Annotated in this window: 18 protein-coding genes; 5 read left to right on the forward strand and 13 right to left on the reverse strand. The window is 60.9% G+C overall.

Annotated elements, in window-relative coordinates:
* Window positions 1-19: 19 nt before the first annotated feature.
* Both ABSL23_RS05765 and ABSL23_RS05770 read right to left on the reverse strand, forming a co-directional pair.
* The gene (locus ABSL23_RS05765) at window positions 20-553 is read right to left on the reverse strand and encodes a hypothetical protein (RefSeq protein WP_353635022.1); all 534 of its coding nucleotides are present in this window, start codon (window positions 551-553) and stop codon (window positions 20-22) included.
* Window positions 554-558: 5 nt separating this feature from the next.
* Window positions 559-1,146: a helix-turn-helix domain-containing protein gene (locus ABSL23_RS05770; protein WP_353635023.1), complete on the reverse strand. Its 588-nt coding sequence runs from the start codon at window positions 1,144-1,146 to the stop codon at window positions 559-561.
* Between the two features lie 341 nt (window positions 1,147-1,487).
* On the opposite strand from ABSL23_RS05770, the gene ABSL23_RS05775 reads away from it, so the two are divergent.
* A complete protein-coding gene (locus tag ABSL23_RS05775; RefSeq protein ID WP_353635024.1) occupies window positions 1,488-2,300 on the forward strand; it encodes an undecaprenyl-diphosphate phosphatase in 813 nt (270 codons plus the stop codon).
* Here ABSL23_RS05775 and ABSL23_RS05780 read toward each other — a convergent pair whose 3' ends face one another.
* From ABSL23_RS05780 to ABSL23_RS05795, 4 genes are all read right to left on the reverse strand, one after another.
* A complete protein-coding gene (locus ABSL23_RS05780) occupies window positions 2,301-2,726 on the reverse strand; it encodes a VanZ family protein (RefSeq protein WP_353635025.1) in 426 nt (141 codons plus the stop codon).
* Window positions 2,727-2,797: 71 nt separating this feature from the next.
* On the reverse strand, window positions 2,798-3,229 hold the full coding sequence (locus ABSL23_RS05785; RefSeq protein WP_353635026.1) for a PIN domain-containing protein: 432 nt from the start codon (window positions 3,227-3,229) through the stop codon (window positions 2,798-2,800).
* On the reverse strand, window positions 3,230-3,502 hold the full coding sequence (locus ABSL23_RS05790) for an AbrB/MazE/SpoVT family DNA-binding domain-containing protein (RefSeq protein WP_353635027.1): 273 nt from the start codon (window positions 3,500-3,502) through the stop codon (window positions 3,230-3,232). It abuts the gene before it with no gap.
* A gap of 55 nt (window positions 3,503-3,557) precedes the next feature.
* Window positions 3,558-3,728: a hypothetical protein gene (locus ABSL23_RS05795; RefSeq protein ID WP_353635028.1), complete on the reverse strand. Its 171-nt coding sequence runs from the start codon at window positions 3,726-3,728 to the stop codon at window positions 3,558-3,560.
* Window positions 3,729-3,969: 241 nt separating this feature from the next.
* On the opposite strand from ABSL23_RS05795, the gene ABSL23_RS05800 reads away from it, so the two are divergent.
* The gene (locus ABSL23_RS05800) at window positions 3,970-4,242 is read left to right on the forward strand and encodes a type II toxin-antitoxin system HicB family antitoxin (protein WP_353635029.1); all 273 of its coding nucleotides are present in this window, start codon (window positions 3,970-3,972) and stop codon (window positions 4,240-4,242) included.
* Window positions 4,239-4,493 (forward strand): type II toxin-antitoxin system HicA family toxin, encoded by a 255-nt coding sequence (locus ABSL23_RS05805; RefSeq protein ID WP_353635030.1) that lies wholly within the window; start codon window positions 4,239-4,241, stop codon window positions 4,491-4,493. The genes ABSL23_RS05800 and ABSL23_RS05805 overlap by 4 nt, the downstream gene beginning before the upstream one ends.
* An 84-nt stretch (window positions 4,494-4,577) precedes the next feature.
* Here ABSL23_RS05805 and ABSL23_RS05810 read toward each other — a convergent pair whose 3' ends face one another.
* The 5 genes from ABSL23_RS05810 to ABSL23_RS05830 form a co-directional block, all read right to left on the reverse strand.
* Complete coding sequence (locus tag ABSL23_RS05810; protein ID WP_353635031.1) at window positions 4,578-5,039, reverse strand: hypothetical protein; 462 nt, start codon at window positions 5,037-5,039, stop codon at window positions 4,578-4,580.
* Window positions 5,040-6,131 carry a DUF4330 family protein gene (locus tag ABSL23_RS05815; RefSeq protein ID WP_353635032.1) on the reverse strand — a complete coding sequence of 364 codons (1,092 nt, stop codon included), beginning with the start codon at window positions 6,129-6,131 and terminating at the stop codon, window positions 5,040-5,042. It lies immediately after the preceding gene.
* 533 nt (window positions 6,132-6,664) lie between these two features.
* Complete coding sequence (locus ABSL23_RS05820; RefSeq protein ID WP_353635033.1) at window positions 6,665-7,174, reverse strand: DUF3368 domain-containing protein; 510 nt, start codon at window positions 7,172-7,174, stop codon at window positions 6,665-6,667.
* Window positions 7,174-7,464: a UPF0175 family protein gene (locus tag ABSL23_RS05825; protein ID WP_353635034.1), complete on the reverse strand. Its 291-nt coding sequence runs from the start codon at window positions 7,462-7,464 to the stop codon at window positions 7,174-7,176. The genes ABSL23_RS05820 and ABSL23_RS05825 overlap by 1 nt, the downstream gene beginning before the upstream one ends.
* A 145-nt stretch (window positions 7,465-7,609) precedes the next feature.
* The gene (locus ABSL23_RS05830; protein ID WP_353635035.1) at window positions 7,610-8,542 is read right to left on the reverse strand and encodes an SDR family oxidoreductase; all 933 of its coding nucleotides are present in this window, start codon (window positions 8,540-8,542) and stop codon (window positions 7,610-7,612) included.
* A 126-nt stretch (window positions 8,543-8,668) separates the two neighbouring features.
* Between ABSL23_RS05830 and ABSL23_RS05835 the strand changes: the two genes are divergently transcribed.
* Entirely contained in the window at window positions 8,669-8,989 is a 321-nt protein-coding gene (locus ABSL23_RS05835; protein ID WP_353635036.1) for a hypothetical protein, read from the forward strand.
* Window positions 8,990-9,134: 145 nt separating this feature from the next.
* On the opposite strand, the gene ABSL23_RS05840 is transcribed toward ABSL23_RS05835, so the two are convergent.
* Window positions 9,135-9,857, reverse strand: coding sequence for a DUF3800 domain-containing protein (locus ABSL23_RS05840; protein WP_353635037.1), 723 nt, complete (start codon window positions 9,855-9,857; stop codon window positions 9,135-9,137).
* A 125-nt stretch (window positions 9,858-9,982) separates the two neighbouring features.
* The gene (locus tag ABSL23_RS05845; protein ID WP_353635038.1) at window positions 9,983-11,254 is read right to left on the reverse strand and encodes a nucleotide sugar dehydrogenase; all 1,272 of its coding nucleotides are present in this window, start codon (window positions 11,252-11,254) and stop codon (window positions 9,983-9,985) included.
* Window positions 11,255-11,374: 120 nt separating this feature from the next.
* Here ABSL23_RS05845 and ABSL23_RS05850 point away from each other — a divergent pair, with 120 nt between their 5' ends.
* Window positions 11,375-12,493, forward strand: a complete 1,119-nt coding sequence (locus tag ABSL23_RS05850; protein ID WP_353635039.1) for a glycosyltransferase family 4 protein — start codon at window positions 11,375-11,377, stop codon at window positions 12,491-12,493.
* Window positions 12,494-12,502: the final 9 nt, after the last annotated feature.

The following is a 12,502-nucleotide window of genomic DNA, read 5'->3' on the forward strand; positions in this document are numbered from 1 at the left end:
TCTCATCCGTGCTGTGATCTCACCCAGAGAACTGGTATCTATTTTCGACAGACTTGACGAAGTCGAAGGCCTTGACGAGTTGTACCGAGTTTTCGTAGCCGTGCTGTGAGAGCGCACGCTCGATCCCGCGGAAGGCTGGTAAGTCGTTTGTGTAGATGGCGATTGATTCCGTGTGGCCCTGTTCCAGAAGTGTTGCCGCCGCCCCGCCAACTTCCGCGTCTGCTTGTTCGATTGTGTGCTCGGGTCGATCAGAGGCGGCAGAGATGTACTGACGAACCATATCCATCGTCGCTGAGACGACCGGATTGGAATAGGCAACCTCCTCAAGAATCCGAACCCAGCCAGCTTCAATCGCATCCTCGATAGGAGGAGTCCCGTAGGGATACGATTCGGGCGTGAGTTCTTCGTATACCCGCGTGGGCAGGAGTAGAACAATACCATGTTCGGTGACAGCCCGCTCGAGCAAATCAATGGTCTCGTGGCGCTCAAACCGGATGAAGAGATTCGCATCGATGATGTGGCCCTCGACAGACGGGAAGAGTTGCGCTGACACGGATACTATTCGTCCATTCGTTCATCTACGTCGGCGTCAAGCTCCTCGAGATCGAGACTCGGAGAGAGGTCGGGCTCGGTCTCCAGAATGATCTCTTGAAGCTCCTGAAGGATGGTCTCTGCCTCGAGAACGGGGATCTCTTGTTCACGAGCCATGATTCGCGCGTTCATTTTCGACTGTGTGTACGCCCGAGCATACTCAATCGCCGTCGCGAGTCCGCTGACGCCGTGGCGGTCAATATAGAGTCTGAGGTTCTCGTTCGACTGGCTTTCCGCAAGGGCGACGAGTAGTGTCGGGGTGATCTGGAACGTCTCCCCACCCGCCTGGATAGTCATATCGACCTGACGGGCTCGGTATCGGTGCGGCTGTGTATCCGTAACACGCTCAATTAGACCGATATCCACGAGGTGTTTGACATCTTCATAAACTGTTGTCGTCGAACTCTCGAGCCCTTCAGCCAACTCCTCGACAGTCGGTGAGTCGAGTTCAAGGACGCGAGTGTAGAGTTGAGCGAGTCTCTCACTCTGAACCACGTCGGAGACTGCCAACATCGTATCGAGCGGGTGTGAATGCGATACAGCGGATTCTGCCATGTGTTTTAATTTCCGCGGAATACTAAAAACCTGCTGGTGGGATAGTAACAACCCGAGTAAATTCGTTCCCGCCGAAAAGACAGACGAAACGGACTCTCTATCCGCGGGGCGCGCGGAGCGCCGGCAGCAAATGCATTCAATGTAACGCGCCGGGTGTAGAGGCGACTGACGACGTGGTCGTCCGCGTGGCGTGTGGGCGAGCGACTGTTGGCGACGACGGGATCGGTGCGGTCGGAGAACACGCCAAGTGGACCACACCAAACTCTGGCTGGAACGGCGCTCGTGCCCACTAGCTGAACGGCCATCGGAATGTACTTGCGAGCGTAGCGGCCACGTCAGGTATGGCTCGGTCACTGCTGGTGGCCATCGTCGTCGGTGTCCTCCAAGGGATCTTCGAGTGGCTCCCAATCTCTAGTGAGGGCAACATCACGGTGGCGCTGTCGTGGCTCGGAGAGAACCCCGAGCAGGCGGTTGCGTTCGCATTATTCTTGCATCTCGGGACGGCGCTGTCCGCCACTCTGTACTATCGGGCCGAGATTCGCGAGGAGCTCGCGTTGCTCCGGACGTGGCGGCCACGACATGCAACCGGGGAGACGCACGCCTCAACAACGTTCCTCGGTGTGGCGACGCTCGTCTCGGGCGTAGTCGGACTTGCGTCGTACGCGGTGTTGGAGGAGGTCGTCTCCGCGCTCACTGGTGGGATGGTCGTCGTCGTGATCGGCGTGTTGCTCGTCGCGACCGGCGCGTTCCAGCGGCTCTCGACGGCTGTTGATCGGACGCCAACGACACAGCCCGGGCTCGTGGATGGCGTCCTCGTGGGCGTTGCGCAGGGCGTCGCGATTCTCCCGGGCGTGTCGCGGTCGGGGTCGACGACGGGCGTGTTGTTGCTGCGCGGCCACGAGGGGCCGGCGTCGTTCCGGCTCTCGTTCCTCCTATCGATTCCCGCAGCCGTCGGTGGTGGGCTGCTCGCCGCCCTCGACACCGGGTTGGGTGGCGTGACGTTCGGTAGTGGGGCTGCGGCGATCGCCAGCGCCGCCATCGTCGGCTACCTCACGATTGACGCGTTGATGCGCGTCGTCGAACGCGTCCCCTTCTGGGGCGTCTGTGTCGGGCTCGGAGCTGTCGCAATCGTCGGTGGCGTCTTGGTACTCTGATTACTCAAACTCGACCGGTTCGTCGTCGAGCGGGCGCACGTACCGCAGGCGACGTTCGATGAGGAACCACGCGCTGGCCAGCAGTGCGCCGATGACGTTCGCGAGGGCGTCATTCAGGGAGGCGTAGCGGTTCGGCTGCGTCCCCTGAATGCCCTCGATGAGGAGGCCGTAGCCGACGGCGAGTACGAGGACGACGGCGATGCGCGTCCAGATGCGGTCGCGGAGGTGTGCGGTCGCGTACGCCAGCGCGAGTCCAAGTCCGAGGTACGCGACAACGTGGAGTTTCTTATCCCACCACGGGCCCGGGTTTGGTGGGGTTACGGGCGGTGCCGACAGGACGGAGTAGTAGAGGAGAAAGCCAGCGACGCCAAGCACGCCGGCGTATCGGAGCCAGCGGGGAACGAGCGGGAACGGAATGCTGCGCACGACCGGAGATTCGTAACCGGGAAGAAAACAGTAGTGGATTGAGAAACGACCAGAGTCGAATGTGGGGAACGTTAGTTGAAGGGGTTTTCTGCGGTATCTAGCCGGGTGATGTCTTCGAGAACATCGAAGTCGTCGTCAAAGGAGTACAGATACTCGATGTCGCTTCGTTCCAGATAGGCGGCGATGGAGGCATCGCCGAAGGCAAGCTTGTCGTAGGTTTCGAAAAGCTCGACAGCGCGGTGGAAGTCTGTCTGGGCGGCGTGAACAAGTTCGAAGCCGGCTGATTTGGAGAGACGATGGCGGAGGTCAACTGCGATATCGTGGCGTTGGCGTTCGTGTATCCAGTTGAGTGACTCTAGGAGGACGTAGTTCGTAACTCTAGCAGTAGGGAGATCACCAGCATCGATTGCGTAGATTATGTTCTCTGCTCGTTCGTGGCGACCGCCGGCGCTCGTGTCCTTGTAGTCGATAAGAATATTCGAGTCAAGCGCGGCGACTGCCATTCAGGCGTCCTCCGTGAATGTCGAATCCTCCTCGTGTCCGGCGAGGTCGTGCGTGTCGATACTGTCACCGCCCATCGAAGCCTTCACGTCGTCGTTTTCGAAGGCTCCGTAGCGCTGTTGAACTACCTCCACGGAGAGGTCGCCGTCTTCGTCGACGTGCCAGCGGAGTTTGTCGCCAGCCTCAATATCGAGTCGTTGCCGGAGTGCGGCTGGAATCGTGACCATTCCCCGGTCACTGACTTTGGTTTCTTCAGGTAGCTGTTCGGCGGCCATACGCGTACATACAACTTCTCTCCGAATACATGTTACGCCACATGTGGCCCCACAATCACTCGTCGTCGCGGTCGTTGCCCGGTTCGTCGCGCTGTTCGGGCGGCTCGAAGAGCGCGACGAGCAGCTGACCGGGGCGCGTATCTGCGGCGCGGGCTGCGAGCGCGTCGACTGTGTCGACACCGCGCTTGAGGAGGGACTGCCGGTAGTAGGGGACGAGCGTCTCCACGACGCGATCACGGATGGCGATGAACGGGCCGACCGTGTACGTCTCCCGGAGGTCGATGACGATGACGTCGGGGTCGGGTTCAGCGCTCAGCCACCTGTGAACCGCCTCGGGGTCAAGCCCCGAGGCACTCGGCCTGCTCCGCCTGTAGATCGCATGTCTATTGCTCCGGCTGGAGCGGGAATAGGCCGAAAGGATGGTTTCCAGGACAGATTTATCCGGTGGCGGCTAGTACAACGTAGTAATGGCGACGAAGGCCAACCGGGACGACGCTCGTCGTCGGGACATTCGTCTCATCCAGAATCCCGACGGTCGATGGACTGCTCGTGATCTCGACCGCGAGTTGTCCGCGCAGGGTGCAACGCGGAACGCCGCACTTGACGCCCTCGACGATATCGTCGCAGCGGTTCACGGCGACGGTGGCCACGAGCCAACCGACGACGAAATTCAGGAGTTGGGTGTTGACCCGGAGGTTGCACGCAGTCAACGCGACGACCTGCCGGATGTCCTGGAATGACGACTCGGGATTTCTCCGGGGAAGACATTTACCGAGTCCTCGTCAATACGGGCGGGTTTGAGCACGTGCGAACGACCGGTGACCATCTGATTCTTCGGTGGGATCCACCAAGCCACCACGAGACGGACCCGCGAATCGTTACGGCCCCACTACACGACTCCGTGAGCATCGGGACACTGCGAGATATCGCTGAGAGCGCGGGCGCAGAGAACTTCGACATCTTCTGTACGTGGATCGACCGGAACCGTTGACTGCCTCTCACAGCGGAAGCCGTGGGTTTCGACTCGTACTCGCGATTATCCGGCGAGAGGGGAATCCGCCTTTACGCCGAGGTGTTACTCTTTTCGCGATTTCTCAGGATCGCAGTCGTCGCCCCGTTGGTCGGAGTGGTCTGGCGGTTCCGGTGGCTCAAAGAGCGCCACGAGCAGCCGACCGGGCCGCGTGTCCGCGGCGCGGGCTGCGAGTGCAGTAAGCGCGTCGATACCGCGCTTGAGCAGGGACTGCCGGTAGTAGGGGACGAACGTTTCTACGATACGATCGAGGATGGCGATGAACGGCCCAACCGTGTACGTCTCCCGGAGGTCGATCACGATGACGTCGGGATCGGGTTCGGCGGTGAGCCAGCGGTAGAGGAACGACCCCTGGACGACGCGCGTGAGGCGGGTGCCCGTCGACTCTAGCCAGCGACCGATCGAAGTTGAGGCGCGCTGGACGGCATCAGCGACATGAGACCCATCGAGCACGCGCTCAATGGTGGAGCGTGCGTCGTCGGCATTTGGACTCGAGTTGGTGGGCATCTACGTTGAAACGACAGTCGCGCGGACGGTCGTTGTACCGAGATCAAGCGTGACGGTGCTTCCCTGCTGGATCGTGCGGCCCTTGAACGTCACGCCCGTCTCGGTTTCGCGGACGGTGAGGTCAGCAGTGAGCGTGAGGTCCTGATTCACGGGGTGCTCGCGCTCGTAGATGTTGCCGTCGCGGCTCGTGAGGATGACCGTCGCAGCCTCGCGGTCCACATTTGTGATGTCGGCGATGGTAGTGCCGCGGACGGTTTCGGTCAGCCCCGTGTGGATGCTGTCCGCTTTGGCTGGCGGGACGTCCTCCAACTGGAGGGTCATCGTACGCGTTGCCATCTCCCCTTGGGGGTCGGTGATGCCAACGCGCTGGATGGAGCCAGCGAGCGAGTATTCGCTCGTCCGGACAGGGATGGTCGTGCCCTCGGTGACGGTGGTGCCGCCGAAGCGCACGTCGCCGTCATCCTGGAGCGTGGCGAGGGAGAGACCGACGAGGACGCGTTTGCGGTCCGTGGTTTCCGTGCCGTAGGCATGCACGGATTCGACGGTCGCGATTTCCGTGCCGCCGAGCGTGTACGTGTCGCCCGGTTCGATGGTGGTGGCTGTGTCGGTGCTGACCGTGTCCTCGATGACGACCTCGGTGGTGGTTGTCTGGGGGCCAGAACCGAGATAGCGAAGCGTCCCTGAGACTTGGTACGTCGATGTCTGGATGTCGAGGCTGCGGCCGACGCGTGGCGGCGCGCCCGCGTACGTGATGGTATCCTCTGCGGCGGGGCCGCTGAGCGTCACGCCGAGGATAACGCGCGTGCTATCTCCCTGGGGGGCGAGGTGGACGTCAGTGATTTCGAGTTCTGTGTCATCGGACGGCGAATACGTGTCGCCGGCCTCGAGCTCCTCGATGAGGTAGCTCGGCTGTGTGCCCAGATCCAGGGTTGCATCCATGGTGACGCGGTCTGGTTCCGGTGCGGGTTCGGGATCGGGCTGGAGGACGAACGCGGCGCCCGCAGCGACGACTGTGAGGACGAAGAGGACGACGAGCGCGTCGACGACGTTGACGACGCCGAAGAGATTACCCTCGTCGTCAAGCAACTGCATAAAGACCACCAGTCATGTTATCGTGAGTGGTCGACAGGACAACTAAACGATTCCGGAAGACAGCGTTCGTCGGCGACGATGATGCGTCGAGATGGCTGCTGGAACAGGTTCCTCACTTCACGGTGGAGCGACACCAAATCGGTTCGGCCCTAGAGATCTACAGTTGCCACGACAAACGCGGGTACTGTTTGCCCAGTACGTCAATAACGGGGAAACCGCCTTCGACATCGTAGCGAACGGATTCTGATACGCCCAGCACGACAGCAATCACCAAAGTCGTGCTGAGCGCCTTCGGGATGAACTGTACGGTGCGTGTTCGAACTCGGCGCGTCGATTCACGTGTTAACCAACAGAAACGGCGGAATCGCAAGCTGTGTTGGTTAATACTCGTGGTCGGACGGAATTGTCTTCGCACGTCCATCCACAAAACGAACGGCCGGACAGTCCTCAGAAGTTCCTTGGGGTTCGGAACAGCAGCGTGGAAGCGGCAAACGGCCCCGGACCATCTTGCGGTAGCGAGGAAGCATTGCCGTTCACCCGAGTTCGTCGAGTTTCGTGAGGAGGCGGGCGTAGAGGTCTGGCTGACAGTACCAGCCAGCTTCGAGCATTTCGTCGAGGGTCGCACGTGCGTCCGTGGCCGAGAGCCTGTCGTCGCGGACGAGCGAGAGGAGGAGGTAGGCTGTTCCTCTAGTGTTAATACCTTCAACGTCGGCAATATCACGGCCGTAGGCGTCATCCATCACAGCGGTGGCATTCCGGTCGGCCGCAAGTGTAAGGACAGCAACGTCGGCGTTGCTGACGTTTGGATTGTTACTGAGACGATCGAATAGCGTGGTTTCTGGTGCCGAGACGACGTCGAATTCGCCGGCATCGACGCGTTGTTCGACGCGGCGGGCGTCGGGATATCCGGCGTCAACGCCAGCGGTAACGACCTCGTCGTAGACGCGTTCCGGGATGAGGCGGCGGCAATCAAGGTGGCTGAGTACCTGCAATTGATCGGCCGTTCCGAGATAGATGAGTGGTGTGGCGTCGAAGACGAACATCAGAGGTCGTCGAGATCGGACGTAAGATGGTCGCTATCGACCCATGTAATATCCCGGTCGCGTGCAAGTCGTGCGAACTCCCACGCGTCGACACCCGCGAGCTCAACCGCTCGGGTAAACGTTATCTCGCCCTGTTCGAGGGCCTCAAGGGCTTGGGTGGTCCGCCATTCGTCCAGACTCTCCGAGAGGAGTTTTCGAATGGCCGTGCTTCGGTCGAGGCGCTCGGCGTCGATGAATGCTTCGAGCTCCGCCTCCAAGTCGTCGGGGACGCGAGCGGAGATCGTACCCATAGCGTATACTACGTATTCATCGTATACAAACGCTCCGGTGCCAAATCCACCGACGGACATCATAGCGTTGTCGTGGCCACAGACCAGTATCAGCCAACGGATTCTTTCCGCAGCCTGAATTCCGACGTGACGTGGCTTGAGGGAGTTAGCCTCGATAGTACGGAATCGTCGCCTCAAGCCCCTCCGCAAAGCTAACGTCCGGGTCGTAGCCGAGGAGTTTTTCGGCTTTCGAGATGTCGGCGTGGGAGTGACGAACGTCGCCGGGACGCGGGTCGTCGTAGACGGGATCGATGTCAGTGTCGAGGACGTCGTTGAGCGTGTCGACAAGCTCGTTGATCGTGACGCGGCCACCACAGCCAACATTGAACGCCTCGCCAGTCACGTCGCTTTCTGCGGCGAGGATGTTCGCTTGGACGGCGTTGTCGATGAACGTGAAGTCACGGGACTGCTCGCCGTCACCGTAGATGACGGGGCGTTCACCGTCGAGCATTAGGGAGATGAATTTCGGGATAACCGCGGCGTAGTCGCCGTTGGGGTCCTGCCGCGGGCCGAAAATGTTGAAGTAGCGAAGTGCCGTCGTGTCGATGTTATAGAGGTCGCCGGCCTGAAGTGCGAGTTTCTCCGTATAGTATTTCGAGAGTGCATACGGGGATTCGGGCTGTTCGGTCATCGATTCGACTTTCGGGAGCTGTTCTGTCGAGCCATAGATCGACGAGGAGGACGCAACGACAGCGGTGTCGACGTCGGCCTTGCGGGCAGCATCTAGGACCGTTGCCGTTCCCGTACAGTTGGCGTCCGTACTGGTGACGGGGTCCTCGACGCTCCGGGGGACCGAGGGAACGGCTGCCTGATGGAAGACGTAGTCAACGCCTTCGGTGACGTCGGCGATAGTTTCGGCGTCTCGGATGTCTGCCTCGTGGAAGGTGAAGTCGTCGTCCGCATGCAGGGCTTCGAGGTTCTGCTCGCGTCCGGTTTCAAAGTTGTCGACGCCGCGAACAGCGTAGCCACGGTCGAGCAGCGCGTCAGCGAGGTTCGATCCGATGAACCCCGCGACGCCAGTAACGAGTGCGGTGGGCATGCATGCTGGTTTTCCACGGTTCGGGGTTAGTCTGTCGACTTCGAACAGTCGACTGTCAAGTATCATGCTGGCTACGTTCGTGACTGGGCGACAGTTCTTTGCGCGGATAGCTCACAACGTACACATATGGGTTCGGAGACGAGGGAGAAACAGCGTGTCCAGTTCCGGGCGCCTGAGAGTGTCGTCCAACAGGCGGATACGCTGGCGACGGTACTCGAAACGGACCGCACATCGGTTATTCTGTCGGCGCTTCAGGAGGACGTACGAGACGCTAGCCACGACGACGACCTCAAACAAGAGCTCGCAGACGCGTACTACGACGACGACATCACTTTCGACGAGCTCAAGGCTGTCGTCGGCCACGAGGAGGCGGCGAACTTCCGCGTGCTCAAGGAGCAACTCGATGAGGAGTTCGTCGATGCAACTGCCGACGAGCTCGCTGAGTGAACACCGGCCGTCGCGAGTGCGCATGTTGCGTGAGTAGATTTATAGGGCTCCGAGAGGTATGTCGAGATGAGCGGGTGGCGCAGGAGACGATGATCCCTCTCTGAAGGGGTATGAGCCTCCTGTTGCTGTCCGGTAGGTTTCTGCGTCAGTAATCCGCTAGCTGTCGGTTCTTAATCGCTCGGACAGCTGCTTTACAGTCGCCGACCTTCCGGTGTCGAAGCCACGAGTACGCCGCTAGGTCCGCGATCTGAATTCCGGGCGTCGACTGGCTGTCTCGAGTTTCAAAGGTGAGCGCGTCAGGCACGTCGGCGCCGGCAGCATCGATCGATTCCGCTAATCGCGTAGCGGGGTGCTGCCACGTCTCTGAATCAAGAATAATGATCGCCTCGTCGAAGACGGATGCGTCCAGCCGGTCTGGGTAGAACAACGGGTTGAGGACGCGAGAGAGTGCGAGCGTCTGCAGGAGTTCGGGAGCGTCTAGTGGCTGTCCGGTTATATCTCCGATTACTTGCTTCGCGACGGCCGGATTCGCATCGTGAATCGTGTGCCGAATCGGTTCCTCAGTCGCCCACGGGACTCGTTTGTGTACGACCGAGCTATCACGGAAACCGTAGTCTGTCATCGACGGAATAACGGAGTCGAGTTTTGACGGTGGCGTGGACGCTCCCTTGAGTTCGCCGGTAGCACCGATGTGGTCTGCCATCCTATCTCGCGTCGCTTCGAGGACGCGCATCGTTCGTGCGCGATCAGAAAGACACCACGCCGCCGCAACCGAGTAGTGTTTCCCGGTTGCATGATGGCCACTCTCGTCAATAAATACGTAGAGAGACGTCGAAGACATGTAGCGAGGGTACCTAACCACACGCATCCCTTCTCAAAAGGACTGGCGTTCTCCCCAGGTAGTTCGAACCCGGTTCGTGCGACAGCAGGGTCAACCACGACACCGGTCGTGCCCGAAAGTATCGAGGAGGAGACTCAGGGACAGTCCGGAATTTAGAGCCGGACGACGTGGTCGTCGTCCCGGTGGCTGGTCGCGTTCCGCGCGTCGAACAGGAGCGTCGACTCGTCGACGAGCCGGTCGACATCTAGCGTCGAGTGGTCCGTAACGACGAGGACGCAATCCGCGTCGTTGAGCCGGTCGTCAGTCAGTGGGACCGACTCGTAGGTCGTTGCACCGACATCGAGTTTGGGAACGTGGGGGTCGTGGTAGTCGACGGTTGCGTTCCAGTCGTCGAGTTCGGTAATGATGTCGATTGCCGGGGACTCGCGGACATCCGAAACATCGGGCTTGTAGGCGGCGCCGACGACGAGGACATTCGCGTTTGACAGCGCAGTGCCGCGGTCGTTGAGTTGTTCGACGACGCGCTGGACGACGTGCTGGGGCATCTCGCGGTTGACCGTGTCCGCGAGATCGATGAAGCGCGTGTCGACGCCGTGCTGGTCGGCCTTCCAGGAGAGATAGAACGGGTCGATGGGGATGCAGTGTCCGCCCAGGCCGGGACCGGGATAGAACGGCATGAAACCGAACGGTTTCGTCTCGGCAGCTTCGATGGCGTTCCAGATGTCGACATCGAGCTCGTGGGCGATTTGTGCGAGCTCGTTGATGAGGCCGATGTTCACCGCGCGGAACGTGTTTTCGAGGAGTTTGACGAGTTCGGCTTCCGTCGAGGAGTCGACGCGGACGACCTCGTCGAAGACGGGTGCGTAGAGCGCTTCCGCGCGGTCGCCACACTCCGGGGTGACGCCGCCGAGGACTTTCGGGATGTCCGTCGGGCCGTACTCCTCGTTGCCGGGGTCGATGCGCTCGGGCGAGAACGCGAGATAGATGTCCTCACCGACAACCGTCCCGTTCTCCGCGAGGACGTCAGCGACGGCCTCCTTGGTTGCGCCCGGGTAGACGGTGCTTTCGAGAACGACCGTGCAGTCGTCGACGACCGGTGCGAGTCGTTCGGCAGCGTCGAGAACGTACGAGAGATCCGGCGTGTCGGTTTTCCGGAGCGGCGTCGGCACGCAAATTGAGACACCATCAACGTCCGCGAGCTGGTCGTAGTCGGTAGTGAACGTCAGGCCATTGAGCGAAGCTTCGGCGACTCTTTCGTCAGTAATGTCGTTAGCCGTTGATTCGCCACTGCGGAGTCGTTCGACCTTGTCGGCGTCGACATCGACGCCGACGACGTCGTAGCCCGCGTCGTGCATCGCGAGCGCAAGCGGCAGGCCGACGTACCCCAGCCCGACGACGCCGACGCGCGTCTGCTCGCCTTCCATATGCGCTTTCAGATACGCTACAGGGATTTTAGGGTGTCGTTACTCGTGTGACGTGCCCGGTGCGGCCGTGGAGAAGGAGTCTTAAGTCGGCGAGACGCGTCTGCGTACGTGTGACAGTCGATGACCGGTAGCGAGCCGCGCGTCTTCCACCTGATCACGCGCCTGCTGAAGGGCGGCGCGGAAGCGAAGACTATCGCGACCGTACAGGGTCTCGACGACTACGCGTTTACGGTCGGGTACGGCGCCGAGTACGACCAAGAACAAGTCGATTTACTGGAGCGCGATGGTATCGAGACGAAGCGCTTCCCACTGATTCGTCATTACAATCCCGTGACGACGGTCCCAGCGGTGCTGTCGTTGGCGCAGTACCTCCGACGCGAGAACTTCGACATCGTGCACACGCACAGCACGGAAGCCGGCATTATCGGGCGCTTCGCGGCGGCACTGGCTGGCGTGCCGAACGTCGTACATACTGTGCATGGCGTACCGTTCGCCGACGACCGCAGCGACTCGTTGAATCGGTTTGTGCTCGCATGCGAGCGGCAAGCCGCAACGTACACGGACCGCATCGTCACGAACGCGGACGTCATCGCCGACGACTACCTGGAGCGCGGCATCGGTCGGCCAGAGCAGTACACGACCGTCTACAGCGGTGTGGATTTGGACGCGTTCGCGGACGCACAGCCTGCGGATGATTTACCCGGGGAGCGGCCGCGCGTCGTCATGGTCGGGCGGCTCGCCGACGGCAAAGGCCACGAGGTATTACTGGACGCCGTGGAGTCGTTGGGTGACTTCCAAGGGTCGGTCTGCATCGTCGGCGACGGTCCGCTGTACGGCTCGCTTGTCGCGGCGGTCGAGGACCGTGGGTTGGCCGAGGACGTGTTCCTGACGGGGTTCCGGGACGACATCCCGCGCGTGCTCGCGGCGAGTGACGTGCTCGTGTTGCCGTCGTTCCGCGAAGGGACGCCCCGAGTGATTACGGAAGCGATGGCGAGCGGGTTGCCCGTCGTGGCTACTGATATTGCAGGGATTCCCGAACAAGTCGAAGACGGCGAGAACGGCTATCTGATTCCGACCGGGGATTCGGACGCGTTGGCCGACCGGCTAGAGCGACTGCTGGCGGACGAGGAGTTGCGTGAACAGATGGGTGTGCGTGGACTAAAACGTGCTGACCGGTTCTCCGTCGCGACGATGGTCGACGAGCTGGACGAGGTGTACCAAGAGTTGCTGACTGAGTAGCCGGAATCT

Source organism: Halobacterium sp. NMX12-1 (assembly GCF_040435975.1).
Taxonomy (GTDB): Archaea; Halobacteriota; Halobacteria; order Halobacteriales; family Halobacteriaceae; genus Halobacterium; species Halobacterium hubeiense.

What these genes read in the sequence shown, in the direction of transcription:
- ABSL23_RS05770 (WP_353635023.1), bottom strand. Translation starts at nt 1,146, where the DNA reads ATGGCAGAATCCGCTGTATCGCATTCACACCCGCTCGATACGATGTTG.
- ABSL23_RS05775 (WP_353635024.1), top strand. Translation starts at nt 1,488, where the DNA reads ATGGCTCGGTCACTGCTGGTGGCCATCGTCGTCGGTGTCCTCCAAGGG.
- ABSL23_RS05785 (WP_353635026.1), bottom strand. Translation starts at nt 3,229, where the DNA reads ATGGCAGTCGCCGCGCTTGACTCGAATATTCTTATCGACTACAAGGAC.
- ABSL23_RS05790 (WP_353635027.1), bottom strand. Translation starts at nt 3,502, where the DNA reads ATGGCCGCCGAACAGCTACCTGAAGAAACCAAAGTCAGTGACCGGGGA.
- ABSL23_RS05800 (WP_353635029.1), top strand. Translation starts at nt 3,970, where the DNA reads ATGGCGACGAAGGCCAACCGGGACGACGCTCGTCGTCGGGACATTCGT.
- ABSL23_RS05805 (WP_353635030.1), top strand. Translation starts at nt 4,239, where the DNA reads ATGACGACTCGGGATTTCTCCGGGGAAGACATTTACCGAGTCCTCGTC.
- ABSL23_RS05810 (WP_353635031.1), bottom strand. Translation starts at nt 5,039, where the DNA reads ATGCCCACCAACTCGAGTCCAAATGCCGACGACGCACGCTCCACCATT.
- ABSL23_RS05815 (WP_353635032.1), bottom strand. Translation starts at nt 6,131, where the DNA reads ATGCAGTTGCTTGACGACGAGGGTAATCTCTTCGGCGTCGTCAACGTC.
- ABSL23_RS05820 (WP_353635033.1), bottom strand. Translation starts at nt 7,174, where the DNA reads ATGTTCGTCTTCGACGCCACACCACTCATCTATCTCGGAACGGCCGAT.
- ABSL23_RS05825 (WP_353635034.1), bottom strand. Translation starts at nt 7,464, where the DNA reads ATGGGTACGATCTCCGCTCGCGTCCCCGACGACTTGGAGGCGGAGCTC.
- ABSL23_RS05830 (WP_353635035.1), bottom strand. Translation starts at nt 8,542, where the DNA reads ATGCCCACCGCACTCGTTACTGGCGTCGCGGGGTTCATCGGATCGAAC.
- ABSL23_RS05835 (WP_353635036.1), top strand. Translation starts at nt 8,669, where the DNA reads ATGGGTTCGGAGACGAGGGAGAAACAGCGTGTCCAGTTCCGGGCGCCT.
- ABSL23_RS05840 (WP_353635037.1), bottom strand. Translation starts at nt 9,857, where the DNA reads ATGCGTGTGGTTAGGTACCCTCGCTACATGTCTTCGACGTCTCTCTAC.
- ABSL23_RS05845 (WP_353635038.1), bottom strand. Translation starts at nt 11,254, where the DNA reads ATGGAAGGCGAGCAGACGCGCGTCGGCGTCGTCGGGCTGGGGTACGTC.
- ABSL23_RS05850 (WP_353635039.1), top strand. Translation starts at nt 11,375, where the DNA reads ATGACCGGTAGCGAGCCGCGCGTCTTCCACCTGATCACGCGCCTGCTG.